This window comes from Pseudoblastomonas aquimaris (assembly GCF_035481675.1).
In the GTDB taxonomy this organism is placed as follows: domain Bacteria; phylum Pseudomonadota; class Alphaproteobacteria; order Sphingomonadales; family Sphingomonadaceae; genus Alteriqipengyuania_B.
This window is the reverse complement of sequence record NZ_JAYJJW010000001.1, coordinates 1,513,421-1,536,490: the sequence shown is the minus strand read 5'-3', so window position 1 is coordinate 1,536,490 and position 23,070 is coordinate 1,513,421. Positions and strand designations below refer to the sequence as shown.

The 23,070-nt window shown below is 67.1% G+C and carries 29 protein-coding genes, 1 tRNA gene and 1 other RNA gene; 10 read left to right on the top strand and 21 right to left on the bottom strand.

All coding sequences use genetic code 11. The annotated features are described in order from the left end of the window. Window positions 1-7: 7 nt before the first annotated feature. Window positions 8-99 (bottom strand) — tRNA-Ser (locus VCJ71_RS07620). A 224-nt stretch (window positions 100-323) separates the two neighbouring features. On the opposite strand from VCJ71_RS07620, the gene VCJ71_RS07615 reads away from it, so the two are divergent. The 3 genes from VCJ71_RS07615 (at window position 324) to VCJ71_RS07605 (ending at window position 2,950) form a co-directional block, all read left to right on the top strand. Further along, complete coding sequence (locus VCJ71_RS07615) at window positions 324-1,145, top strand: DUF1134 domain-containing protein (RefSeq protein WP_324640209.1); 822 nt, start codon at window positions 324-326, stop codon at window positions 1,143-1,145. Window positions 1,146-1,226: 81 nt separating this feature from the next. Beyond that, window positions 1,227-2,405, top strand: a complete 1,179-nt coding sequence (locus VCJ71_RS07610; protein WP_324640207.1) for an amino acid aminotransferase — start codon at window positions 1,227-1,229, stop codon at window positions 2,403-2,405. A 2-nt stretch (window positions 2,406-2,407) separates the two neighbouring features. Further along, entirely contained in the window at window positions 2,408-2,950 is a 543-nt protein-coding gene (locus VCJ71_RS07605) for a GNAT family N-acetyltransferase (RefSeq protein WP_324640206.1), read from the top strand. On the opposite strand, the gene VCJ71_RS07600 is transcribed toward VCJ71_RS07605, so the two are convergent. The 11 genes from VCJ71_RS07600 to mtgA form a co-directional block, all read right to left on the bottom strand. Further along, a complete protein-coding gene (locus tag VCJ71_RS07600; RefSeq protein WP_324640205.1) occupies window positions 2,947-3,561 on the bottom strand; it encodes a riboflavin synthase in 615 nt (204 codons plus the stop codon). The genes VCJ71_RS07605 and VCJ71_RS07600 overlap by 4 nt on opposite strands. Window positions 3,562-3,572: 11 nt before the next feature. Continuing rightward, entirely contained in the window at window positions 3,573-4,562 is a 990-nt protein-coding gene (gene ribD / locus VCJ71_RS07595; protein ID WP_324640203.1) for a bifunctional diaminohydroxyphosphoribosylaminopyrimidine deaminase/5-amino-6-(5-phosphoribosylamino)uracil reductase RibD, read from the bottom strand. After that, on the bottom strand, window positions 4,549-5,016 hold the full coding sequence (locus tag VCJ71_RS07590; RefSeq protein ID WP_324640202.1) for a hypothetical protein: 468 nt from the start codon (window positions 5,014-5,016) through the stop codon (window positions 4,549-4,551). The genes ribD and VCJ71_RS07590 overlap by 14 nt, the downstream gene beginning before the upstream one ends. A 41-nt stretch (window positions 5,017-5,057) precedes the next feature. Further along, window positions 5,058-5,786: a M48 family metallopeptidase gene (locus VCJ71_RS07585; protein WP_324640201.1), complete on the bottom strand. Its 729-nt coding sequence runs from the start codon at window positions 5,784-5,786 to the stop codon at window positions 5,058-5,060. Further along, window positions 5,783-6,229 (bottom strand): YcgN family cysteine cluster protein, encoded by a 447-nt coding sequence (locus tag VCJ71_RS07580; RefSeq protein WP_324640200.1) that lies wholly within the window; start codon window positions 6,227-6,229, stop codon window positions 5,783-5,785. Before VCJ71_RS07580 ends, VCJ71_RS07585 begins: the two co-directional genes overlap by 4 nt. Then, entirely contained in the window at window positions 6,217-6,810 is a 594-nt protein-coding gene (locus VCJ71_RS07575; protein WP_324640198.1) for an SCO family protein, read from the bottom strand. Before VCJ71_RS07575 ends, VCJ71_RS07580 begins: the two co-directional genes overlap by 13 nt. Window positions 6,811-6,973: 163 nt before the next feature. Next, complete coding sequence (locus tag VCJ71_RS07570) at window positions 6,974-7,543, bottom strand: fasciclin domain-containing protein (protein WP_324640197.1); 570 nt, start codon at window positions 7,541-7,543, stop codon at window positions 6,974-6,976. Between the two features lie 92 nt (window positions 7,544-7,635). Further along, complete coding sequence (locus tag VCJ71_RS07565; RefSeq protein ID WP_324640195.1) at window positions 7,636-8,346, bottom strand: anti-sigma factor; 711 nt, start codon at window positions 8,344-8,346, stop codon at window positions 7,636-7,638. Continuing rightward, window positions 8,339-8,905, bottom strand: coding sequence for a sigma-70 family RNA polymerase sigma factor (locus tag VCJ71_RS07560; protein ID WP_324640193.1), 567 nt, complete (start codon window positions 8,903-8,905; stop codon window positions 8,339-8,341). The genes VCJ71_RS07565 and VCJ71_RS07560 overlap by 8 nt, the downstream gene beginning before the upstream one ends. Next, window positions 8,902-9,858 (bottom strand): cation diffusion facilitator family transporter, encoded by a 957-nt coding sequence (locus tag VCJ71_RS07555; protein ID WP_324640191.1) that lies wholly within the window; start codon window positions 9,856-9,858, stop codon window positions 8,902-8,904. The genes VCJ71_RS07560 and VCJ71_RS07555 overlap by 4 nt, the downstream gene beginning before the upstream one ends. Window positions 9,859-9,863: 5 nt before the next feature. After that, on the bottom strand, window positions 9,864-10,532 hold the full coding sequence (gene mtgA / locus VCJ71_RS07550) for a monofunctional biosynthetic peptidoglycan transglycosylase (protein ID WP_324640189.1): 669 nt from the start codon (window positions 10,530-10,532) through the stop codon (window positions 9,864-9,866). A 77-nt stretch (window positions 10,533-10,609) separates the two neighbouring features. Between mtgA and VCJ71_RS07545 the strand changes: the two genes are divergently transcribed. After that, complete coding sequence (locus VCJ71_RS07545) at window positions 10,610-11,317, top strand: hypothetical protein (RefSeq protein ID WP_324640187.1); 708 nt, start codon at window positions 10,610-10,612, stop codon at window positions 11,315-11,317. Window positions 11,318-11,333: 16 nt separating this feature from the next. On the opposite strand, the gene rpoH is transcribed toward VCJ71_RS07545, so the two are convergent. The 9 genes from rpoH to VCJ71_RS07500 form a co-directional block, all read right to left on the bottom strand. Then, window positions 11,334-12,245, bottom strand: a complete 912-nt coding sequence (gene rpoH / locus VCJ71_RS07540; RefSeq protein ID WP_324640184.1) for an RNA polymerase sigma factor RpoH — start codon at window positions 12,243-12,245, stop codon at window positions 11,334-11,336. A 122-nt stretch (window positions 12,246-12,367) separates the two neighbouring features. Continuing rightward, the gene (locus tag VCJ71_RS07535) at window positions 12,368-13,333 is read right to left on the bottom strand and encodes an RluA family pseudouridine synthase (RefSeq protein ID WP_416379148.1); all 966 of its coding nucleotides are present in this window, start codon (window positions 13,331-13,333) and stop codon (window positions 12,368-12,370) included. Between the two features lie 37 nt (window positions 13,334-13,370). Next, window positions 13,371-13,493 carry a DUF2474 domain-containing protein gene (locus VCJ71_RS07530; protein ID WP_324640183.1) on the bottom strand — a complete coding sequence of 41 codons (123 nt, stop codon included), beginning with the start codon at window positions 13,491-13,493 and terminating at the stop codon, window positions 13,371-13,373. Between the two features lie 37 nt (window positions 13,494-13,530). Beyond that, entirely contained in the window at window positions 13,531-14,526 is a 996-nt protein-coding gene (gene cydB, locus VCJ71_RS07525) for a cytochrome d ubiquinol oxidase subunit II (protein WP_324640180.1), read from the bottom strand. Continuing rightward, window positions 14,526-15,971, bottom strand: a complete 1,446-nt coding sequence (locus VCJ71_RS07520; RefSeq protein WP_324640178.1) for a cytochrome ubiquinol oxidase subunit I — start codon at window positions 15,969-15,971, stop codon at window positions 14,526-14,528. The genes cydB and VCJ71_RS07520 overlap by 1 nt, the downstream gene beginning before the upstream one ends. 76 nt (window positions 15,972-16,047) lie before the next feature. Then, window positions 16,048-17,808 (bottom strand): SulP family inorganic anion transporter, encoded by a 1,761-nt coding sequence (locus VCJ71_RS07515; RefSeq protein WP_324640176.1) that lies wholly within the window; start codon window positions 17,806-17,808, stop codon window positions 16,048-16,050. A 15-nt stretch (window positions 17,809-17,823) separates the two neighbouring features. After that, entirely contained in the window at window positions 17,824-18,240 is a 417-nt protein-coding gene (locus tag VCJ71_RS07510) for a DUF6691 family protein (RefSeq protein ID WP_324640174.1), read from the bottom strand. Next, entirely contained in the window at window positions 18,237-18,686 is a 450-nt protein-coding gene (locus tag VCJ71_RS07505; protein WP_324640172.1) for a YeeE/YedE family protein, read from the bottom strand. The genes VCJ71_RS07510 and VCJ71_RS07505 overlap by 4 nt, the downstream gene beginning before the upstream one ends. Beyond that, window positions 18,683-19,615 (bottom strand): MBL fold metallo-hydrolase, encoded by a 933-nt coding sequence (locus VCJ71_RS07500; protein WP_324640170.1) that lies wholly within the window; start codon window positions 19,613-19,615, stop codon window positions 18,683-18,685. Before VCJ71_RS07500 ends, VCJ71_RS07505 begins: the two co-directional genes overlap by 4 nt. A 74-nt stretch (window positions 19,616-19,689) precedes the next feature. Here VCJ71_RS07500 and VCJ71_RS07495 point away from each other — a divergent pair, with 74 nt between their 5' ends. The 6 genes from VCJ71_RS07495 to VCJ71_RS07470 all read left to right on the top strand — a co-directional run bounded on the left by VCJ71_RS07495 (window position 19,690) and on the right by VCJ71_RS07470 (window position 23,039). After that, on the top strand, window positions 19,690-20,352 hold the full coding sequence (locus VCJ71_RS07495; RefSeq protein WP_324640168.1) for a peroxiredoxin: 663 nt from the start codon (window positions 19,690-19,692) through the stop codon (window positions 20,350-20,352). Beyond that, window positions 20,349-20,699, top strand: coding sequence for an ArsR/SmtB family transcription factor (locus VCJ71_RS07490; RefSeq protein ID WP_324640166.1), 351 nt, complete (start codon window positions 20,349-20,351; stop codon window positions 20,697-20,699). The genes VCJ71_RS07495 and VCJ71_RS07490 overlap by 4 nt, the downstream gene beginning before the upstream one ends. 103 nt (window positions 20,700-20,802) lie before the next feature. Then, entirely contained in the window at window positions 20,803-21,456 is a 654-nt protein-coding gene (locus tag VCJ71_RS07485) for a histidine phosphotransferase family protein (RefSeq protein ID WP_324640164.1), read from the top strand. Window positions 21,457-21,529: 73 nt separating this feature from the next. Then, window positions 21,530-22,168: an N-acetylmuramoyl-L-alanine amidase gene (locus VCJ71_RS07480; protein ID WP_416379161.1), complete on the top strand. Its 639-nt coding sequence runs from the start codon at window positions 21,530-21,532 to the stop codon at window positions 22,166-22,168. Window positions 22,169-22,208: 40 nt separating this feature from the next. After that, window positions 22,209-22,614: RNase P RNA component class A (rnpB, locus tag VCJ71_RS07475), an RNA gene on the top strand. A 38-nt stretch (window positions 22,615-22,652) separates the two neighbouring features. Further along, window positions 22,653-23,039: an energy transducer TonB gene (locus VCJ71_RS07470; RefSeq protein ID WP_324640161.1), complete on the top strand. Its 387-nt coding sequence runs from the start codon at window positions 22,653-22,655 to the stop codon at window positions 23,037-23,039. Window positions 23,040-23,070 lie beyond the last annotated feature (31 nt).

The window sequence follows — 23,070 nt, the reverse complement described above, 5'->3', positions numbered from 1 at the left end:
GAAGCGGTGGCGGAGACGGAGGGATTCGAACCCTCGATACCCGTTACCAGGTATGGTTCCTTAGCAGGGAACTGGTTTCAGCCACTCACCCACGTCTCCGGACCGATGCGGCGTGGGCGGGCCTATAGCGAGCGGGCTGGCATGCTTCAAGCGCGCTGTGGGCACGGGGTGAAAACACTTGGCCGGAGATGTGTGCGGACTCGGTTCGCCGCAGAATCGATTCGGTTCGGCGCGCATTCATTGCCGCTTCAGCGTGCAAGGACTCTGATCGCCCGCGGACAGGCGCGCATGGCGCGCCGCGGGATCGTCCCTCGGAGGAACATATGGCTCAATCGCTCAAGCACATGGCCCGGTCGCTGGCACTGGCGGCGGCGGCATTCGGCCTCGCGGCAGGTGCGCCCGCGCTCGCGCAGGGGATCGAGACGATCGATCCCGACACGATGATCGACGGCGACCTGGCACAGCCGCAGACCCCGCCTGCCGACGGGCCGGACGCACCCATCATCACCGCCCAGCCGGTCTACGAGCAGGACGCGCCCGAAGATTACGATGACGGCGGGGCCGAGGTCGACACGTCCGGCGGCGTCGCCACATGGTCGGGCGAGGATTTCGCCCAGCCGGTCGGGGCATCGGAAGCCGCTGCCGAAGCCGCCGCCGACAGCCAGACCTACCAGTCCGACGACCTGATCGGCGCGGCGGAAGGCCTGTTCGGGGAGGGCGCGGAAGGCGTCGCCCGGCTGATCGAGGACCTGCTGAAGGAACAGGGCGAACCCAACGGCTACATCGTCGGCCGCGAAGGCGGCGGCGCGTTCATCGTCGGGGTACGCTACGGTTCCGGCACGCTGTACCACAAGGTGGAAGGCGAGCGGAAAGTCTACTGGACCGGACCGTCGGTGGGCTTCGATGCCGGCGCGAATGCGGGCTCCACCTTCGTCCTCGTCTACAATCTGTTCGACACGCAGGACCTGTTCCGGCGCTTCCCCGCAGGCGAGGGGCAGGCCTATCTCGTCGGCGGCATGTCAGTGTCCTACGTCCGGCGCGGCGACATCGTGCTGATCCCGATCCGCGCAGGCGCCGGGCTCAGGGCAGGGGTCAATGCGGGCTACCTGCGCTTTTCCGAAAAGCAGCGTTGGCTGCCTTTCTAGGTCCCTCGCGAATAGCTATCCACGACGGCGCCCTGCCGATTGCCGCTTGAAGCGCGCGCGCGGGCGCGGCATTGGGCCTCCATGCTCGAAAACCTCTCTGCGCAGGCGCCCGACGCCCTCCTCGCCCTGATCAAGCTCTATGGCGCCGACACCAGGCCCGACAAGATCGACCTAGGCGTGGGCGTGTACCGCACGGACGATGGCGCCACGCCTGTCTTCCGCTCGATCAAGGGCGCGGAACGCCAGCTGGTCGAGGAACAGGACAGCAAGAGCTACCTTGGCCCCGAAGGCGACACCGGCTTCGTCCATGCGCTGAAGCCCTATATCTTCGGCAAGGACCCGACGCGCGGCGGCTCGATCGAAGGGATGCAGACCCCCGGCGGCACCGGCGCCGTGCGGCTGGCACTGGCGGTGGCGCAGGCAGCAGGCGTGACCCGCGGGCTGATGGGCACGCCGAGCTGGCCCAACCATGCGCAGATCCTGAAGGACCTCGGCCTGGAACTGGCGGGCTTCAATCACGCGACGGCGGAAGGCGAGGCCGACCTCGCCGCGCTGGAACAGGCGCTGGCGGGTGCCGGCGCGGGCGATGCGCTGCTCCTCCACGCATCGTGCCACAACCCCACCGGCGTCGACTACACGATGGACCAGTGGGAGCGGATCGCCGCGCTGGCGAAGGACAGCGGCGTGCTGGTGATCATCGACAGCGCCTACCAGGGCTTGGGGCAGGGCATGGAGAAAGATGCCGCCGGCCTACGCCTGATGGTCGATGCGCTCGACGAACTGCTCATATGCTACAGCTGCGACAAGAACTTCGGTCTCTACCGCGACCGCGTCGGCGCGCTCTACATCAAGGCGAACGACGACGAGGTGCTGGAGCGGACCTTTTCGAACTGCAATTCGCTCGCCCGCGCCAGCTGGTCGATGCCGCCCGACCACGGCGCCGCCGCCGTGCGCCATGTGCTGCGCGACAGCGACCTGACCCGGCAGTGGCAGGACGAGGTGGACGAAATGCGCGCCCGCATGCGCAGCGTCCGCGCAAAGCTGGCCGCCGCCGACAACCGCGTGCCCGGCCTCGATCTTAAGCAGCTCGAAGACCAGAACGGCCTGTTTGCCATGCTCAAGCTGGACAAGGACCAGATCGAGCGGCTGCGCAAGGATCACGGCGTCTACATGGCGGGTTCCGGCCGCATCAACATCGCCGGTTTGACCAGCGGCAATGTCGAGAAGTTCATCGCCGCGCTGGAAGACGTGACGAGCTAGGCGTGCTGGATCGGCAACCGGTCCTGCAGGACGACCGCGTCCGTTTGCGACCCTTGCAGGCGGACGATTGGGACGCCCTGTATGCGGTAGCCGGCAACCGCGAGCTATGGGCCCTGCACCCGCGCAGCGACCGGTGGCAGCAATCGGTCTTTCGCGAATTCTTTGACGACGCGCTGGCGAAACAGGGTGCGCTGGCCATCATCGACCGGAAGGGCGGCCGCATCGTCGGGTCGAGCCGGTTCCAGAGCTACGACCCGGCGGATGGCGGGGTGGTGGAAATCGGCTGGACCTTCATCGCCCGGGAGCTTTGGGGAAGCGGCATGAATGCCCGCGTGAAGCGATTGATGCTGTCCCATGCGCTGGCATCGGTGGAGCGCGTGGTGTTCCGGGTCGGCGAGAACAATCTCGTCTCTCGCAGGGCGATGGAGAAGATCGGCGGCCGCCTGACTGGCCGGACCGAAGAGGCCGAAGGGGCGACCGGGCCCCAGCGCAATGTCATTTACGAAATCGACCGCGCCGCGTTCGCGCAAGGGCCGCTGGCCTAGCCCCGCAGCGCGACCATCCGCTGGAGGTAGCGAGCCAGAGTGTCGATCTCCAGGTTCACACTGTCGCCGGATGCGAGGGTGCCCAGTGTCGTCACTTCGGCGGTGTGGGGGATGATGTTGAGCCCGAACTGGCAGCCATCGTCCGTATCCTCGACAGAATTCACGGTGAGCGAGCAGCCGTCGACGGTGATCGAGCCCTTGGCCGCGATATAGGGCGCGAGCCCGGCCGGGGCGAGGATGGTGAGGCGGGTCGAATCCCCCTCGTCTTCCGCCGCGACGACGCGCCCGACGCCATCGACATGGCCGGTGACGATATGGCCGCCCAGCTCGTCGCCCATCTTCAGCGCGGGTTCGAGATTGAGGCGCGCGCCTTCCGCCCAGCGCGCCGCATTGGTCAGGCCCACGGTCTCTGCCGAAAGTTCGACGGTGAACCACGCGGCGCCCGCATCCCCGCCCTTGCTCACCACGGTCAGGCAGCAGCCGGAGCAGGCGATCGACGCGCCGATGGCGATGTCCGCCGGGTCCCACGGGCAGGCGATGGTGAGCCGCAGGTCGCCGCGCTCTTCGCGGTTGGTGACGGTGCCGATGGCGGTGACGATGCCGGTGAACATGGACGCTCCTGTCAGGCCGGATTGCGGCTGCGGGTCCGCTCGTAGACTTCGAGCACATCGCTGCCAAGCGCTGCGGTTGCGGTCCGCTGCCAGCGGCCATGCGCCTGCGCCAGGTCGGCAAGGCCGATGTCGCCGACGGACGCCATGCCGCCGCCGATGACGATGGGGGCGCGGTAGACCAGCAACCGGTCGACATGGTCGGCGGCAAGGAAAGCTGCCGTAGCCCCTGCGCCGCCTTCCACGAAGAGATACTGTGCACGCGCAAGCGGCGACAGGTCGGCAGGATCGCGCAGCACCTGCCAGCCGTCCGGCGCCTCGCCGCGCGTCAGCACCCAGCGGGCGGGAGAGCGATCCTCCAGCCCTTCCAGTCGCACGTCGAGCGATGGCGTGTCGGCGCGCAAGGTCCCGCCGCCGACGAGGATGGCGTCCGCCCGTGCCCGCTCTCGGTGGGTATGCGCGCGCGCGGCAGGCCCGGTGATCCATTGGCTGGTCCCGTCGGCGAGCGCGATTGAGCCGTCGATGGAAAGCGCGAGCTTCAAGGTGACGTGCGGGCGGCCGAATGCGGCGCGCGTCAGGTAACCGGCAAGGCTATCCGCGCAGCTCGGGCAATCCGCCAGAACGGTCTCGATCCCGGCCGCCTCCAGTCGGGCGATGCCGCCGCCTGCCGTACGCGGGTCGGGATCGCCGGCGCCGATCACCACGCGCGCCAGCCCGGCCGCTGTGACCAGCGCGGAGCAGGCCGGGCCGCGCACGCTGGCATGGGCGCAGGGTTCGAGCGTGACGTAAAGCGTGGCCCCTGCCGCAGCGCTACCGGCCTGCGCCAGGGCGACAGCCTCCGCGTGAGGGCGGCCGCCGACTTGCGTCCAGCCGCGCCCGATGACGCGGCCCTCTTTCACGATGATGGCGCCGACGGAAGGGTTGGGCGCACTGACGGGGCGACCGCGCTCCGCCAGCGCGGCCGCTGCGGCGAGCCAGCGCAGGTCGGCCTTACTGGCCGTCAAGCAGCGCCCTTTCGGCATCGCGGCGGCGTGCGTCGAGCCGCTGCTGCTTGGCGGCCTTTTCTGCCGCCTCTTCCGCTGCCAGTTCGCGCTCCATCTCGTCCACGTCGAGGCCGGTGGCGCGGCCCAGTTCGCGGTAGAGGCTCTTGCGCAATTCGACCCGCTCCTCGGCCTCGGCGCGCAATTCGTCCTGCCGCTTCTGGTTCTCGATGTTGGACGCCATGATCTGCTCATCGGTCCGGCCGGGCTCGAAGAATTCGATGTAGTCCACCTCCGGCCGTTCCGGCTCCATCGGCTGGTCTTCTGGCAGGAAGGTGTAGAAAATCGCGAAAGTCGCCGCGCCCGCAACGCCGAGGATATGCCAGCGATAGGGGTTGGGTCGGCGCCATTGCCCGGCGAAATCGGACACTGCGCGCTTGGGCGAGAGGTTCTGCAGGAAGGTGCGGAAAATGCTCATCTTCCGCTCAAGATAGGGATTTGTGCCCCCGCGCGCCAGTCTTAGCCGAACTGCGCGTAAAGGCTGCGGCCGTGCGCTTTCAGCCAGCGGTCTGCGGCCGCGATGTCGGCGTCGTAGATCTGCCCCAGCAATTCGTGGAAGGCGGGGCTGTGATTGAAATGCACGAGATGCGCGACCTCGTGGGCGACCACGCTGCGGCGGACGTGCGCGGGTGCCTGCACCAGCCGCCAGTTGATCCGCACGACCTGCTTGCCCGAGCAGCTGCCCCAGCGGCTTTTCGCCCGGCTGAGGCGGATTTCGGGCAGCGGCACCCCGGCGCGTCCGGCGTAGAAGGCGAGGTCGGCGGCGCACAGGCGCAGCGCCTCGCTCTCCAGCCAGCGCTGCAGGCGCACGGGCAAGCGGTCCTGCGGCCCACCGAGGGTGAGCGTACCGGCGTCCGCGTCGGCGCGCGGGGTGCGCGGGTGGGCGGCGTGCCAATCGATCCGCCAGTCTTCCCCGCAATAGCGGAAGGTCCCGCCGGTTTGCGGCGGATCGCGCTGCGGGATTTTCTCGAGCTGGCCAGCCAGCCATTCCGCCTTCGCATGGGCAAAGGCGATCGCCTCGCGCGTCGGGGCCCAGCGCGGCACGGTGAGGTGCACCGCGCTGCCGTCACGCGCCAGCCGCAGGGTCAGCCTCCGGGCGCGGGCATTGCGCTTGAGAAGGATGGGGAGGGGCCGTCCGGCGAGGACGATTTCGGGATCGCCCGGCGCGCCCTGCAGCCATTCGATCACGGCTCCTCCTCCCAGTCGACCATGTGGTGCTCCAGCGCTCCCGCATCGGTTTCGCTGATCACGCGGTTGTGGACGGAGACGCCCGCCTTGCGCACCGCGTCGCGGTCACCGCTGAGGAGATAGTGCCAGTCGGGCAAGTCCTCGCCCCGCGCGCGGCGGCGATAGGCGCAGGTTTGCGGCAGCCACGGCAAGTCGTCCACATTGCCCGCGGTTAGGCGCAGGCAATCGGGCACGCGCGCCTTGCGCTGGCGATAATCGCTGCACAGGCCGGTCGCCGTGTCGAGCAGCTTGCAGGCGACATTGGTGTCGTAGATGCGGCCCGTATCGGCATCCTCCACCTTGTGCAGGCAGCAGCGCCCGCATCCGTCGCACAGGGCTTCCCATTCAGCGCGGCTCAGCTCCGCCAGCTCGAGCTGCCAGAACCTGTCCCTCAGCTCACCCACTGCTTCAGCTCTGCCTCGACCGCCTTGCCGCCCTGGTCGACGGAAATCGGCGCGATCGGTTCGCCCGAAGGGCCGAACAGGATAGCGGACCGGCTGTGATCCATCAGGTAGCCGCCGTCCGGCGTTTCCTCGCCCTTCGCATAATAGACCGCGAACTTCTTCGCCGTGGCGGCGACCTGTTCGGGGGTACCGGTCAGTCCGACGATGTCCGGCGAAAAGGCGCTGGCGAATTCGGCGACCACGTCCGGCGTGTCGCGTTCCGGATCGATGGAGATGAAGATCGGCACCAGCGCTTGCGCGGCGGCGGGATCGCTTTCCTTCAGCGCCTTGTAACCGCGCGCAAGGTTGGCGACGTCGTTGGGGCAGATGTCGGGGCAGAAGGCGTAGCCGAAATAGACCAGCCGGTATTTGCCCTCGAAATCGGTCCACGACACGTCCGCGCCATCGGTGCCGGTGAGCGTGAAATCGCCGCCGATCGACGCACTGGCCAGCGGCGGTTCCGCCGGCGGGGGCGCTTCGGCGCAGGCGGTGGCAAGCAGCAGCATGCAGGCGGCAGCGATGGTTTTGGTCGGGGACAGCATGGTGTCCCTTGAATGGGCGCTGCTGCCGTGCTGCGCAAGGGGTCGCAGGGCGGGTTCAACAGCCGGCAAAAAGCCCGCCCGGCGCGACTGCGGCACCGGGCGGGCAAGGTGCGCCGCCAACTCATACGGCCCTTGGCGGCGGGGGAATGGTCGCGCGGGGCGCTCAGCCCGGCAGGAAGACGCTGTCGGTCACGTGGATCACGCCGTTCGACACATCGACGTCGGCCTGCGTCACGGCGGTCGCGCGCCCGGCGGCATCGGTGATCACGATGGTGTCGCCGGAAAGCCGCGCGGTCAGCGTGTCGCCGGACAGCGTCTCGAAGCTGTAGCTGCCGTGGTTGTCGCGGATCGCGTGGACGAGGTCGGCCGATGATACGTCGCCGCTGACCACGTGGTAGGTAAGGATCGCGGTCAGCGCGGCCTTGTTCTGCGGCTTCACCAGTTCGGCCACCGTGCCGTCGGGCAGTTTTGCAAAGGCGGTGTCGGTGGGCGCGAAGACAGTGAAGGGCCCATCGCCCGAAAGCGTGCCGGCGAGGCCTGCGGCGGTGACCGCGGCGACCAGCGTTTCGTGGACGCCGGTCGATTGCGCGGCCTCGACCACGTTCGGCTGGCTCCGCGACGCTTCGCGGTGGTGGTCGAAAGCGCCGGCGGGCGCGGCAATCGCGAGCCCGGCAGCGGATAGCGCGGCAAAGCCGGCAAGGGTTGCGGCCTTGGCGTTATGGAAATGGATCATTGGAAACTCCTCTTTATGCGCAAGCCCGTCCATTCTTGCGTGAGGAGTTTCGGAATGCGGGCGCGGAAGGACGCACCCCGGCCGAAGTTTTTTCAGGTCTCGGTGAACCTGCCCTCGGCCACGACCGGGCCTGCCGCCTCTCCCACAGGTTTCCCGCCGAGCGGTTCGCGGGTGAGGACGAGGCCGGCCCTGGCGGTAATCCGTTCGGCGATTTCCGGACTGATCGGCATGCGCCTCTCGGTTCCCGGAGCGACTACGCCAAGCGATTGCAGCGCGCCTTCGTCCGGGACCAGCCACAGCTCGTGGTCGTGCACGCCGTCGGCAGTGAGGCCGCTTGCGCTGACAAGCATTTCCCCGCGGTCCGGAAGATAGGTAACGGACAGGCGCAGGTCGGTATCGCCGATGGGCACGTTGGCGACCAGCGGGGCCGCATCGCGTTCGGGTGCGGGTGCTGCGCGGTCCGCCGGTTCGGCCACCAACACCGCCATCACGATCGCCGCAGCCGCAGCCGCCCCGCTCGCGCAGCGCCAGCGCGTGACGGACCGGCGCAGGGCGATGACCTGCGCGCCGTCCCCGGCCCCTGCGATCTGCGCATGGACGCGGGCCAGGACGTCTTCGTCCGGCACATGCCCTTCGCCCGCGTCGAGCAACGGGGCGGCGTGGTCCTCCCACCTCGCCACCAGCGCAGCGAAGCCGGGTTCGCGGGCCAGCCGGGCGCGTGCGGACAGTAGGTCTTCGCCGTCCAGCAGTCCGAAGACATATTCGGCGGCGAGGCGTTCGTCGTCGCTCATCGCATCAGTCATCGTCGGCCTCCAGGCAGGTCTTGAGTTTCGCCAGGGCGCGGCGGATCCGGCTTTTCATGGTCGAAAGCGGAATGCCGCCTTCTTCCGCCTGCGCCGCATAGGTCCGCCCTTCGAAAAACGCTCGGGTTATGGCACTGCGGCTCGAGCCTTCCAGCGCTTCGATGCACCGGTGGATACGGGCGCGGCGTTCGCCATCCTCCAGCAACCGGTCGGCGAGCGGGGCGGCATCCGGCACCGTCATGGCCGCGTTTTCAGGCACTGCGCCCGCCCGCACCTTGCCGACGCGCAGCCGGTCGACCGCACAATTGCGCGCCATGACGGCCATCCAGCTGATCGGGCTGGCGCGGTTCGCATCGAAGCGCCCCGCGCTCCGCCACAGCCTGACGTAAACTTCCTGCAACGCGTCCTCGGCCTCCTTCCTGTCGTCCAAGATACGCAGACAGATGCCGAAAAGTTTGCGGTGGGTGGATCGGTAGATCGGGTCGAGTGCGGCGCGGTCCCCGGCAGCGAGCCGCTCAATCGCGGCGGCCAGCGCCTCGCGATCCGCTGCTGCGCTCACACGCAGGCCTGCGCGCAGTCGTCGCTGGTTTCGACCTGGATGGTGGCGTGGCCGATGCGGTGGTGGTGCTTCAGTTCTTCGGCCACTTCCATCAGGAAGCCGTCCCCCGGATGGCCGCCCGGCATCACCAGGTGCGCGGTCAGCGCGGTTTCGGTGGTGCTCATCGGCCAGATGTGGAGGTCCTGGACCCGCGCCACGCCGTCGATCCCGCCCAGGTAGCCGCGCACCGCGCCTTCGTCGATGCCGGCGGGCACGCCGAGCAGGCTCATGCGGATGGAGTCCTTCAGCAGGCCCAACGTACCCCACGCGATCAGGGCGACGATCAGCAGGCTGGTGACGGGGTCGATCCAGAGCGCGCCCGTGTACCAGATCAGCGCGCCGGCGATGACCACACCCAGGCTGACGAGCGCGTCGGCGGCCATGTGCAGGAACGCGCCGCGGATGTTGATGTCGCTCTTCCGGCCGGACATGAAGAGCAGCGCGGTGGCGGTGTTGATGACGATGCCGATCCCGGCGACGATCATCACCGTGCCCGGCTCGATCGGCTGCGGGTCGGCAAAGCGGTGCAGCGTTTCCCACAGGATCACGCCCAGCGCGGCGAGCAGCAGCATCGCGTTGGCGAGCGCGGCAAGGATGGTAGAGCTCTTGTAGCCGAAGGTGAAGCGGTTGCTCGGCGGTTTCTTCGCCAGCGTCGCCGCGCCCCAGGCAAGGATCAGGCTGAGGACATCGGACAGGTTGTGGCCCGCATCCGCGACCAGCGCCATCGAACCGGACAGGAAGCCGTAGACCGCTTCCACGACGACGAAGGCGGTATTGAGGACGATGCCGATGGCAAAGGCGCGGCCATAGTCCGCCGGGCCGTGGTCGTGGCCATGCCCGTGCCCATGCCCATGCCCGTCGCTATGGCCATGGCAGTGCCCGTGCCCGCTACCGTGTGAGTGTCCCGCCCCCATGGTGCTCAGTCGTAGACGCAGGCGTCGAGCGCGTCACGCCTGACGACGCCGATGCGGGCGGAAATCGTGTTGCCGTGGCGGCGCAGCCAGCCGTCCGGGTTCTTCACACTGCGCTCCTTGGGCAGGGGCAGGGCGGCCGCCATGCGCGCCGCCTCGATCGGCGTCAGGCTGGCAGCGGACTTGCCGAAATAGCGCTGCGCCCCGGCCTCGGCTCCGTAGGTACCGATGCCGGTTTCCGCGACGTTGAGGTAGACTTCCATGATCCGCCGCTTGCCCCAGATATTCTCGATCAGGAACGTGAACCAGGCTTCCAGCCCTTTGCGGAAATAGCCTCCGCCCTGCCACAGGAACACGTTCTTCGCGGTCTGCTGGCTGATGGTGGAGCCGCCGCGGATGCGCCCGCCTTCCATGTTGCGCCGCATGGCATTCTCGATCGCCTCGCGGTCGAAGCCGTCGTGGCTGCAGAACTTGCCGTCCTCCGCCGCGATCACCGCATCCACCAGGTTGCGGTCGATCTGGCTCAGGCTTTCCCAGTCCTTGGTGATGCCGTTTTCGTCCATCACCATGGTCGCGGTGACCGGCGGCGGGACGAAGCGGAACACGATCACCAACAGCAGGCTGAGCGCGATGAACCCGACGACGAACTTGGCAAGGAACTTGGCGACCCGAAGCATGGGCAATGCCTATGGCGGTGGGAGGATGATGGCAACGCCGACTTGTAGGCCTGCGTGCCGCAGCCTAGGCAGCGGAGATGTTGTTCGCGGCAATCATTCTCTCGCTTCAGGCCATGCAGCAAGACATGGAAGAGGCCGCCGGGCAAGATGCCGCACGGACCGATCGGGTCCTGCAATCGGAAATCAATTCGCCTTTGCCGCTGTTTTCCGACTTCGACGCCGATCCGATATGGCCGCGAAGGGTGCCTTCTACGGGGCCACTCCCGTGGCAATGCCAAAGTCCGATGTGGTATGGGTACTGGAGACTCATCGGCGATCCCTGGTACGGGGATGCCACCATGCAGCTGAGTTCGGCGCATCTGGGACTCTACGCCTGCCACAACCAGTTCAAGGAGGTCGATGGCAACGCGGTCAGCACATTCGGCCAGGATATCTTGCTTGTTGCCCTCGGCACCACCACAGATCGGGCCGGCGAACACGACCTTTGGGCTTTGCAATATGGTTTCGGAGCCGGGCCGCGATACCAGTTGCTTCGCAGCAAGCCTTTCGAAGGCTCCGAGATCGAAACTTTCGAATATCTGCAAAGCGTCTGCCCGGAAGATTCCCGGGTGCCGAGCCAGCTTGCCGACCATGAATTTTACCACTGCATGATCGAAACGCAGGACGATCTCGCCGTGATGGCGCGGGATATGGCGGAGCTACCGGCAATCGGTTCCATGTCCTGGATCCCCGAACCGCCGAGGGCGGAATCGAAAGAGCCGGACACTGGGCCCGGCTCCTTCTAAATCGATTTGGCTGTCCTCAGCCCGTAACCGCTGCCGGCAGGAAGCGCTCGCCGGCGATGCGGAGCATGGCCTTCTGCAGCTTCTCGAACGCGCGCACTTCGATCTGGCGGATGCGTTCGCGGCTGACGTCATACACCTGCGACAGTTCTTCCAGCGTCTGCGGATTGTCGGTCAGGCGCCGTTCGGTGAGGATGTGCTGTTCGCGTTCGTTCAGCGCTTCCATCGCTTCGGTCAGCATTTCGCGGCGCACCGTCGCTTCTTCGGCGTCGGCGACCGTCTCATCCTGCAGCGGGCGATCGTCGGTCAGCCAGTCCTGCCACTGGCCGCTGCCGTCCTCGCCGTTGCGCATCGGCACGTTCAGCGATCCGTCCCCGCCCATCATCATCCGGCGGTTCATGTTGATCACTTCCTGCTCCGGCACGCCGAGATCGGTGGCGATCTTGGCGACGTCTTCCGGATGGAGATCGCTGTCCTCGTAGGCTTCGAGCTGCTTCTTCATCCGGCGCAGGTTGAAGAACAGCTTCTTCTGCGCGGCGGTGGTGCCCATCTTCACGAGGCTCCACGACCGCAGGATGAATTCCTGAATCGATGCCTTGATCCACCACATCGCATAGGTGGCGAGGCGGAAGCCGCGATCGGCCTCGAACTTCTTCACGCCCTGCATCAGGCCGACGTTGCCTTCGGAGATGAGGTCCGACACCGGCAGGCCGTAGCCGCGGTAACCCATGGCGATCTTCGCCACGAGGCGCAGGTGCGAGGTGACGAGCTGCGCTGCAGCTTCGCTGTCCTCATGCTCCTCGTACCGCTTTGCGAGCATGTATTCCTGCTCTGCCGTCAGTACGGGGAACTTCTTGATTTCGGATAGGTAGCGGTTGAGGCTCTGCTCCCCGCCCAGTGCTGGCACTGTTGGTCGTTTCGTATTGCTCACGTCTTTCCCTGACCTTTCATTGTCGACCGCTGGTGCATGGACCCCTGATGGGCATCCTGCGTGCACGGCCACTCGGTAAAATCCTTATAGGATATTTCTTGCGCGATTGCCCGCGAATTTCCTTAATAAGAACCAGAAACCCGCTCGATCAGTTCCGCCATGTCGGACGGTAAATCGCTGGTGAAATGCAGCTCGTCGCCGGTGACGGGATGGACGAAACCGAGCTTGGCTGCATGGAGCGCCTGGCGGGTGAACGCCAAGTCCTTGAGAAGGCGGCGTAACGGGGCGGGAGTCCGGCCATAGACAGGGTCCCCCAATAGCGCATGGCCGATTGACGCGCAGTGAACGCGGACCTGGTGGGTGCGCCCGGTTTCCAGCCGGCATTCAAGCAGGCTTGCAGCGGGGAAAGTTTTTATCGTCCGGTAATGCGTCACGGCATGCTTCCCGCGCTGCGAGTCGGGCGCGAGGACGGCCATTTTCTTGCGATCCCGGTCGCTGCGGCCCAGCCGTGCGTCGATCGTACCGGATGGCGGGATTGGCATCCCGCCGACCACCGCGAGGTATGCGCGGGTGAGCGAATGGTCGGCGAACTGCCGCGCCAGCCCTTCGTGCGCCGCATCGCTCTTGGCCACCACCAGCAGGCCCGACGTGTCCTTGTCGATCCGGTGAACGATGCCCGGCCGCGCGACCCCGCCGATGCCGCTGAGGCTGCCGCGGCAATGGTGCAGCAGCGCGTTGACCAGCGTCCCGTCCGGATTGCCGGCGGCGGGGTGCACCACCATGCCGGCGGGCTTGTCGACCACCACGAGATGCGCGTCCTCGAACACGATGGGCACGGGGATGTCCTGCGGGATCGCCGCCAGCGGTTCGGGCGGGGGCAGGGCTACGGCGTATGTCGCGCCGGCGCGCACCTTCGCCTTGGCGCTCGTCGCCGGCTCCCCGTCCACCGTGACGGCGCCGTCGGCGATCAGCGCCTGAACGCGGGCGCGCGACAGGCCGGTCGCTTCGGCCAGCGCCTTGTCGAGCCGGTCGGCGGTGGCAATCGTGCCGTCTATGTGCGTGTCGCTCGCCATTGCGCCGCGCGCCATAGCGCGGCGGCAGCAGGCTTGTCGAAGCCTGCGTGGGTCAAGGCGCGATCCACAGCCGCAGGATCCATGCGACGAGGCCGAGCACGGCAACGCTGGCCGCCCAGATCGCGGCCATCCAGGCGAGGCGCTGCCACAGGGGTGCCTCGGTTTCGGGCGGCATTTTCTTTCGCGCTACCGCTTCGCTGCGTGAGCGCATGTCAGTGATACCCTTCGTCCGCCACCTTGCCGCGGAACACCCAGTAAGCCCACGCGGTGTAGGCGATGATCAGCGGCATGGTGATCGCAACGCCCACCAGCATGAAGACCTGGCTGCGCTCCGGCGCGGCGGCGTCCCAGATGGTGAGGCCGGGCGGGACGACATAGGGCCACATGGTCACGCCGAGCCCCGCCATGCCGAGGGAGAACAGCGCGAGGCTTAGCCAGAAAGGCTTGCTGTTGCGCTCCGTCCGCACGGCACGCACGATGCTCCACGCGGCGAAGCCGGTGAGGATCGGCACCGGGGCCGCGAAATATATCTCCGGCGCGGTCAGCCAGCGCTCGGCATACTCGGCATTGAGGAACACGTTGTAGAGGCTGACCGCGCCCATCAGCGCAATGGTCGCCAGTGCCGCCTTGAAGGCCAGCGTGCGGGCATGGGCCTGCCCTTCGCCGTCCAGCTTCCAGATCAGCCACGTGCTGCCGAGCAGGGCGTATCCAGCCACCGTGCCCAGCCCGCAGAGGAGCGTATAGGGGGTCAGCCAGTCGAACCAGCTGCCCGCGTAGGCGCGGCCCGACACTTCCACGCCCTGGAGCAGCGCCCCCAGCACCATGCCCTGCGCCATTGCGGCGACGAAGGACCCGCCGGTAAAGGCCGCGTCCCAGAAGCCGCGGTGCGCGGGGTCGCGCCAGCGGTATTCGAAGGCAACGCCGCGAAAGACGAGGCCCAGCAGCATGGCGATGATCAGCGGATAGGTCGCCGGGAGGATCACCGCATAGGCCAGCGGGAAGGCGGCAAACAGCCCGCCGCCGCCCAGCACCAGCCAGGTCTCGTTCCCGTCCCACACCGGCGCGATGGAGTTCATCGCCCGGTCGCGCTCCCGCCCCGGGTCGAAGGTGGGAAAGAGGATGCCGATGCCGAGGTCGAACCCGTCCATCACGACATAGGCGAAGACGGCAAAGGCGATGATGAAGGCCCAGACGACGGTGAGATCCATTATTCCGCCTCCTCTTTCGAACGGGGCAGCACATCGTCGTCGCCCGGGTTCTGCGTCGGGCCCGGCGTGATGCCGGCGGTGCGGATTGGTCCGGTATCGCCGCGCTTGACGCCGGTCTCGCCCACATGCGGCGTCTGGCTCATCAGGCGCAGGATGTACCACACCCCGATGCCGAACACGGTGAAATAGACGAGGATGAAAGCCAGCAGCGAAGCGGCGACGGCCGGCGCGTCGAGCGGGCTGGCCGCGTCCGCAGTGCGCAGCACGCCGTAGATGACATAGGGCTGGCGGCCGACTTCGGTGGTGATCCAGCCGGCCAGCACGGCGGCAAAGCCCGACGGTGCCATCAGCAGCGCGGCGCGGTGCAGCCAGGTCCATTCATACAGTTTCCTCCGGGTGCGGGCGTAAAGGCTCCACAGCCCGATGCCGAGCATCGCGAAACCGATGCCGACCATCACCCGGAACGACCAGAAGACCACGCCGACGGGCGGCTCCTCGTCATCGGGGATCGTGTCGAGCCCGGCAAGCGGCGCGTCGAGGTCGTGCTTCAGGATCAGCGAGGAGAGCTTGGGTATCTCGATCGCGTAACGCACCGTCTTCGCTTCGCTGTCTGGAATGCCGAACAGGATCAGCGGCGCGCCGTCCGGATGGCTCTGGAAATGGCCTTCCATGGCCATGACCTTCTGCGGCTGGTGCTCCAGCGTGTTGAGGCCGTGTGCATCGCCGGCTGCGATCTGCAACGGGGTGACGATGGCGGCCATCCACATGGCCATGGAGAACATCTTGCGCGCGTGGGCGTTCGTCCGGTCCTTGAGCAGGTGCCACGCGCCGACCCCGCCGACCACGAATGCGGTGGTGAGGTAGGCCGCCATCACCGTGTGGACGAGGCGGTAGGGGAAGCTGGGGTTGAAGACGATGTCCCACCAGCTCGCACCCGGCATGAACTGCCCGTTCGCGCCCATCTCGTACCCCGTCGGCGTCTGCATCCAGCTGTTGACCGACAGGATCCAGAAAGCGGACACGAACGTGCCGAGCGCGACCATGCAGGTGGCCGCAAAATGCAGCTTCTTGCCGACCTTGTTCATCCCGAACAGCATCACGCCGAGGAAGCCCGCCTCCAGGAAGAAGGCGGTCAGCACCTCGTACGCCATCAGCGGCCCGATCACCGGGCCGGCAAGGTCGGAAAAGACCGACCAGTTGGTGCCGAACTGGTAGCTCATCACGATGCCGGAGACGACGCCCATGGCAAAGGCGATGGCGAAGATCTTCAGCCAGTATTTGAACAGGTCGAGATAGAGCTGCTTGCCGGTCTTCAGCCACAATCCTTCCAGCACCATCAGGTAGCTGGCGAGGCCGATGGAAAAGGCCGGGAAGAAGAAGTGGAAGCTGACCGTAAAGGCGAACTGGATCCGCGCGAGCAGCAGGGCGTCGAGATGTTCGAACATGAGCCGGTCCCTTACATCACTTGCGGTTCGCACGGCAGCGCAAAGCAGGCAACCGCGCTTGCCTGCCGTGCAACTGTCAGATCATCCCGCGGGCGATGAAATGGTCCTGCGGCAGCCCCGGCGCGCCATCGTCGCGCACCAGTTCGTCGAAGGCGCGGTTCTGCGACAGGTAAACCTTGCCGTGGAGCTCCTCGAGGAAGTCGGTGCGCTTCAGCCGGTCCATGACCGGGCCTTTCACTTCGGACAGGTGCAGGCCGATGCCGCCGTCCTCCAGCCGGTGGTTGATCGCCTCAAGGCTTTCGAGGCCCGAGGCGTCGATTTCGTTCACCGCGCTGCACATCAGGATGACGTGGCGCAGCTCCGGCTTTTCGGCGACGCGCTCCAGCACGTATTCCTCCAGCCAGCGGGCGTTGAGGTACGTCAGCGCCTCGTCGATGCGGATGGACAGGACGTGCGGCACCGTGAAGACCTCGTGCCGCTCCACGTTGCGGAAATGCTCGGTCTCCGGCACGCGGCCGACGATGGCGGCATGGGGGCGGCTCGCCCGCCACAGGTAAAGCAGCAGGCCGACCGCGACCCCGGCGATCACGCCCAGCTCCACGCCCGCGACCAGCGTGATGCCGATGGTGGCGACATGAGCCGCAAAATCGGCCTTGGAATAGCGCCACAGCCGGCCGGGTGTCTTGAGGTCGACGAGGCTGAGCACCGCCACGATGATCGTCGCCGCCAGCGTGGCGATGGGCAGGCTGAACAGCAGCGGGGTGAGGAACAGCGTGGCGAGCGCGATGCCGACTGCGGTGAAGGCGCCGGCCGCAGGTGTCTCCGCGCCGGCATCGAAATTCACCGCCGAACGGGCGAAACCGCCGGTGACCGGGTAGCCGCCGGAAAAGGCGCTGGCGATATTCGCCGCGCCGAGGCCGATCAGCTCCTGGTCCGGCGAAATGCGCTGGCGGCGCTTGGCGGCCAGCGTTTGCGCGACCGAAACGCTTTCGACGAAACCGATGATCGAGATCAGCAGCGCGGGCACCCACAGCTTCTCGATCAGGGAGAGGTCGGCAGAGGGCACGGCGAAGGGCGGCAGGCCCTGCGGGATCCCGCCGACGAGGTTCACGCCCCTGTCGCCGAGGTCGAGCAGCACCGCCGCAAGGATCGTCAGCGCGACGGCGGCGACCGGTCCGGCCTTGGCGGTCATGTCGGCCGCGCGCGGAGGCAGGCCGAGGCGCTGCAGGGCGGGCTTGCCGCCCTTGCGGACCCAGAACAGGAACAGCGTGGCAGGGATGCCGATGGCGAGCGTCCACGGGTTGGTCTGCGCGATCCCGGCGGCCAGCGAGCCGAGCATGTCGGGCCAGTTGTCGCCGCCCGCCTTGATGCCCAGGATATGCTTCAGCTGGCTCGTCGCGATCAGTATGCCGCTGGCGGTGATGAAGCCGCTGATGACAGGGTGGGACAGGAGATTGGCAAGGAAGCCTGCCCGCAGCAGCCCCAGCACCGCCAGCATCACGCCGGATAACATGGCCAGCGTCACCGCCGCCTCCAGATATTCCGCCGTCCCCTGCGCCGCGACCGCGCCTGCCGCGCTGGCGGTCATCAGGCTGATCACGGCCACCGGCCCGACGGCAAGCGTGCGGCTGGTGCCGAAAATGGCATAGAGCACCAGCGGCAGGATGCTGGCATACAGGCCAACGACCGGCGGCAGCCCCGCCAGCAGCGCATAGGCAAGGCTCTGCGGGATCAGCATGATGGTGACGATCACCGCCGCCATCAGGTCGTTCGTAAGTACCGACCGGTTGTAGCTCCGCCCCCAGTCGAGGATCGGGAAATAGCGCGACAGCGACATCGGGTGCGTCCGGCCCTAGTCTTTTTCGACCAGCCGGACGATGCCCATGCCGGCCAGCATGGCGACCACGAAGATCGCGGCCGATGCCGGTTCGATCACCAGCGCGGCGAGGCCGGGTCCAGGGCACAGGCCGGCGATGCCCCAGCCGATCCCGAACAGGGCCGCGCCGCCGATCAGTTTCGGGGTCAGGTCGCTGCGGTCGGGCAGGGCGAATTTCTCGGCGAACAGCGGGTGGGCCATGCGTGGCTGGAAGCGCCACGCGATCGCCATCACGATGACCGCGCCGCCCATCACGAAGGCCAGCGTCGGGTCCCAGTCGCCGAACAGGTCGAGGAAGCCGCGCACACGGGCCGGGTCCGTCATCCCGCCAAGCGCAAGGCCCGCGCCGAACAGCGTTCCCGACAGCAGCGGGGGAAGGATGCGGCGGATCATGGCAGCACCTCCATGCCCAGCGCGTTCATCAGCGCCACCGTGGCGATGCCGGCGGCCATGAAGGTGACCGTCGCGACGAGCGACCGCTGCGACAGGCGGCTGACCCCGCATACGCCGTGGCCGCTGGTGCAGCCGCTGCCGAGACGGGTCCCGATGCCGACCAGCAGGCCGGCGACGACGAGGTAGGCCGGACCGGCGAAGTTTGCCGGCAGGCCGCCGGTTGCAAGCGCGACGATGAAAGCGCCCAGCGGCAGGCCGAGGACGAACATCCACGCGCCCGGTTTCGACATGCCGCTGTCGCTGAGGCCGGTTGCGCGCGCGAAGATGCCGGAGACTCCGGCAATGCGCCCTGCGCCCAGCAGCATCAGCGCGGCGGCCAAGCCGATGAGGATGCCGCCGCCGAGACCTGCCAGCGGTGCCGCGTCGGGAAAACCGGGCAGGCTCATACCGCGTTCACCGGAATCTTGATGTAGCTGACACCGTTATCCTCCGGCTCCGGCAGGCGGCCGCCGCGGATGTTGACCTGCACCGACGGCATGATGAGTTCGGGCATGGCGAGCGTCTTGTCCCGCGTCGTGCGCATCTCGACGAACTCGTCTTCGGTCACGCCGTCCTTCACATGCACGTTCTCGCGCCGCTGCTGGCCAACGGTGGTCTCCCACGCATACTCGTCGCGCCCCGGCGCCTTGTAATCGTGGCACAGGAACAGCCGCGTGTCGTCAGGCAGGGAGAGCAGGCGGCGGATCGACTGGAACAGCTCGCGCGCATCGCCGCCCGGGAAGTCCGCCCGCGCCGTGCCGAAATCGGGCATGAAGATCGTGTCACCCACGAAAGCGGCATCGCCGATGATGAAGGCCATGTCGGCCGGTGTATGGCCGGGGACGTGGAGCGCGATGCCCTCGATCTTGCCGAGCGAGAAGGTCTCGCCGTCTGAGAAAAGCTTGTCGAACTGCGATCCGTCGCGCTCGAAATCGGTACCGGCGTTGAACAGCTTGCCGAAGACATCCTGCACGCGGACGATGTCCTTGCCGATGGCAAGCTTCCCGCCGAGCTTGTCCTGCAAATAGGGCGCGGCCGAGATGTGGTCGGCATGGGCATGGGTTTCGATCAGCCATGTCACTTGCAAATTGTTCGAAGTGACGTAGTCGATGATGCGCTCTGCCGAGCCATGGGACGTCCGCCCGGCGGCCGCTTCGTAGTCCAGCACCGAGTCGATGATCGCGGCTTCGCATGTTTCCGGGTCATGGATGACGTAGCTTACCGTATTGGTGGTCTCGTCGAAAAAGCCCGCGATCGAGGGGCGGAGTGTCTTTTCGCCCGTGGCGCGCCCGATCTGGTCGCGGGCCGCCTGGAGCGACGCGTCTGCATCAGACATGAAATAACTCCTTCGATTACATAAATCGTGTATATGTATTGCAATCCGCGAGTCAAGGGGGTAGATCGTCCGTCATGGACAACGCAGCCCCCACCGGCCCGGCTCCGCGGCCCCTACGCATCGGCGATAGCGCGCCCGATTTCGAAGCGCGCAGCACGGCGGGGCCGGTGCGCCTGTCCGATTATCGCGGGCGCTGGCTGGTCCTGTTCTCCCACCCGGCGGACTTCACGCCGGTCTGCACGACCGAATTCGTCGCCTTGGCGCGCGAGGCGGCTGCCTTCGAGGCGCGCGACTGCGCGCTGATGGCCCTGTCGGTCGACAGCCTGTTTTCCCACTTCGCGTGGCTGCGCATGATCCGCGACCGGTTCGACGTCGAAGTGCGCTTCCCCATCGTGGAGGACCCGACGCTGGTCGTCGGCCGCGCCTATGGCATGGTCTGCGCGCAGGACAGCGACAGCGCCACGGTGCGCACGACATTCTTCATCGATCCCGCCGGTACGATCCGCGCGATGAGCTGCTATCCCGCAAGCGTCGGGCGTTCGATCCCAGAAATGCTGCGCACGCTCGACGCGTTGCAGGCGATCGACGCCGCCGAAGGCCTTGCTCCTGCGAACTGGCAGGCGGGCGATGCGCTGTTGCGGCCGCCTGCGCAGGATATCGACGAAGTCTTTGCGGCCGAGGGGCAGGCGGACTGGTTCCTGCGCGAAGCGACGCCGCGGAAGGGCAAGCGCCGGTGAGCGATGCGGCTCTCACCGAGGACGCGGCGGTCGATGCCTTCAAGGCCATCGGCCACCCCTCGCGCCTGCGCATCCTCGACCTGCTGAAAGCCGGCGAGCGCAATGTCGGGGAGATCGAGGCTGCGACCGGCATCGGCCAGCCCGCGCTGTCGCAGCAGCTCGGCGTGCTGCGCAAGGCCGGGCTGGTGGAAACGCGCAAGGAAGCCAAGCTGGTGTTCTACCGCCGCGACGAGGAGCGGCTGGCGGACCTCGCCGACATGCTCGGCACGGTGCCGGGCCGCACGCCTGCGCCTGCGACCACGCGCAAGCCCGCACCGGGGGCGGCGAATTTCGCGCGCCTCTCCTGACCTAACTCCAGTGGCGGCACGCAAAAGGACGGGTGGCAGCGCGGCAAATTTCCTCTAGGACATCGGGGATGCGAATTACCCGATCAAGCGGACCTGTTATTCCATGAGCGATATCGATCCCGTCCAGCTGGCCAGCCTGCTGTGTTCCAAGCTTTGCCACGACCTGCTCAGCCCCGTCGGCGCGCTGTCGAACGGGCTGGAACTGCTCACGGACGAGAAAGACCCGGACATGCGCGACCGGTGTTTCGAACTGCTCGAACAGAGCGCGCAGATCTCGACCGACAAGCTCAAGTTCTTCCGCCTCGCCTTCGGGGCCGCGGGCGGTTTCGGCGACATGATCGACGTGGACGAGCCGCGCGCGCTGGTGGATGCGCTGGTCGCCAAGAACGAACGGGTCGAGGCCAACTGGGCGCTCGCCACCGCGCGCCTGCCGAAGGGCGCGGTGAAAGTGCTGCTCAACTTCGCGCAGATGGGCCTCGATGCGCTTGTGCGCGGCGGAACGCTCGACATCGGGGCGGAAATGCGCGGCGGCGCGACGGAGATCGTGGTGCGCGCGACCGGCCCCAAGATCGCCTTCGACGAGACCATCGGCAAGGCGTTGTCGGGCGAGGGCGAGCTCACCAGCCGCACCGCGCCCGCCTTCATGCTGTGCGAACTGGCCGAGGCGGATGGCGGCGGGCTCCAGTACCACCTCGGCGAAGGCTCGCTCGTCCTTGGCGCGGAATTGCCGACCGATACCGACGGGCTGATCGGATAGCGCCGTGGCCGACGAACTGGTCCACCGCGAGGCGTTGTCGCCCAATTACGACGAGCGGTCGGAGGCGATCTCGATGGTCGTGCTCCACTATACCGAGATGGAGGATGCGGCGAGTGCAGAGGCGCGGCTGTGCGATCCCGACGCCAAGGTCTCCGCCCATTACCTGATTTCCGAAAGCGGGGAGGTCACGCGGCTGGTGCCAGAGGACAAGCGCGCCTGGCATGCCGGCGTGTCCTACTGGCGCGGGCACACGGACGTAAACGGCATCTCCATCGGGATCGAGCTCGACCATCCGGGCCATGCGCTGGGCTACCGCCCGTTTTCCGACGCGCAGTTCGAAGCGCTTGTTCCGCTGCTGGCGCGCATCGTGAAGGATTACGACATCCCGCGCGCGAACGTGGTCGGCCATTCCGATGTCGCCCCGCCGCGAAAGATCGATCCGGGCGAGCTGTTCCCGTGGGACCGGCTGGCCGAATACCACCTGTGCCTGCCGAAGCCGGAAAAGCTGGAGCTGGGCGACCCGTTCGACAACGACGGCGCGTTCTACCTCGCGCTCGAACGGTTCGGTTACGACATTTCCGATGGGCACAAGGCGGTCGAGGCGTTCCAGCGCCGCTGGCGGCCCGAAAAGATCGATGGAGAGATCGACGGGCAGATCCGCGCCATCCTGTTCCAGCTGCTGCTCGACCGCGACCGGGGGCAGGCGCGATAGGCCGTTCTATTCGCGCATCGCGCGTGCTATGGCGCTCGTGCCAGGGGGCCGGGCAGCCGCGTTATCGCTTGCGATACCGAGGAAAGTCCGGGCTCCACCAACCGAGGGTGGCGGGTAACGCCCGCCGTGGGCGACCACAGGGAAAGTGCCACAGAGAGCAGACCGCCTGACCTGGTCAGGCAAGGGTGAAAGGGTGCGGTAAGAGCGCACCGGGGCGGCGGCAACGCGGCCCGCATGGCAAACCCCACCCGGAGCAAGGCCGAATAGGGGCGGCGCGCCTTTCCGCAAGGGAGGGCAGGGACCGGTTGGTCCCGTGACCGCCCGGGTTGGCTGCTCGAGCGCGGGAGCGATCCCGCGCCCAGACGAATGGCTGCCCCCGCGTGGCTATGATGCGTTCGCGCATATCGCACGCGGGACAGAACCCGGCTTACAGGCCCCCTGGCATCGATTTGGCATGTGGCGACGTGTCGGGTAGGTACCCGGCATGAACGTACTAGCTTCCCTTGCAGCCCTGCTTCTTGTGGCGGGCCATCCGGCCCAAGCGAACAGCGATGAAGCAACCGTTGATGAGCGGGCGCAGTCAGCGGTGCCCAAGGACATGGCGCGCTGGGCCATCCGCATCCTCGACGACTATCCACGGCGCGCAGCGCAACGCGGATTGTATGGCAGGGTTCGCGTTTTCGTGATCGTCCAGGCCAATGGAAGGGTCGCTGACTGCCGGGTCATCGAATCGAGCGGGCAAGATATCCTCGACGAGGCGGCTTGCGCCGGGATGGTCGAGCACGCCCGCTTCGAGCCGACGCCGGACGCGGACGGCAACGCCGTGCTGCCGTATTACGCAATGTACATCGAGTATCGGCAGCGCCGCTAGCGGAACCGCGCGCCCCTGCGGCCATTGAGGC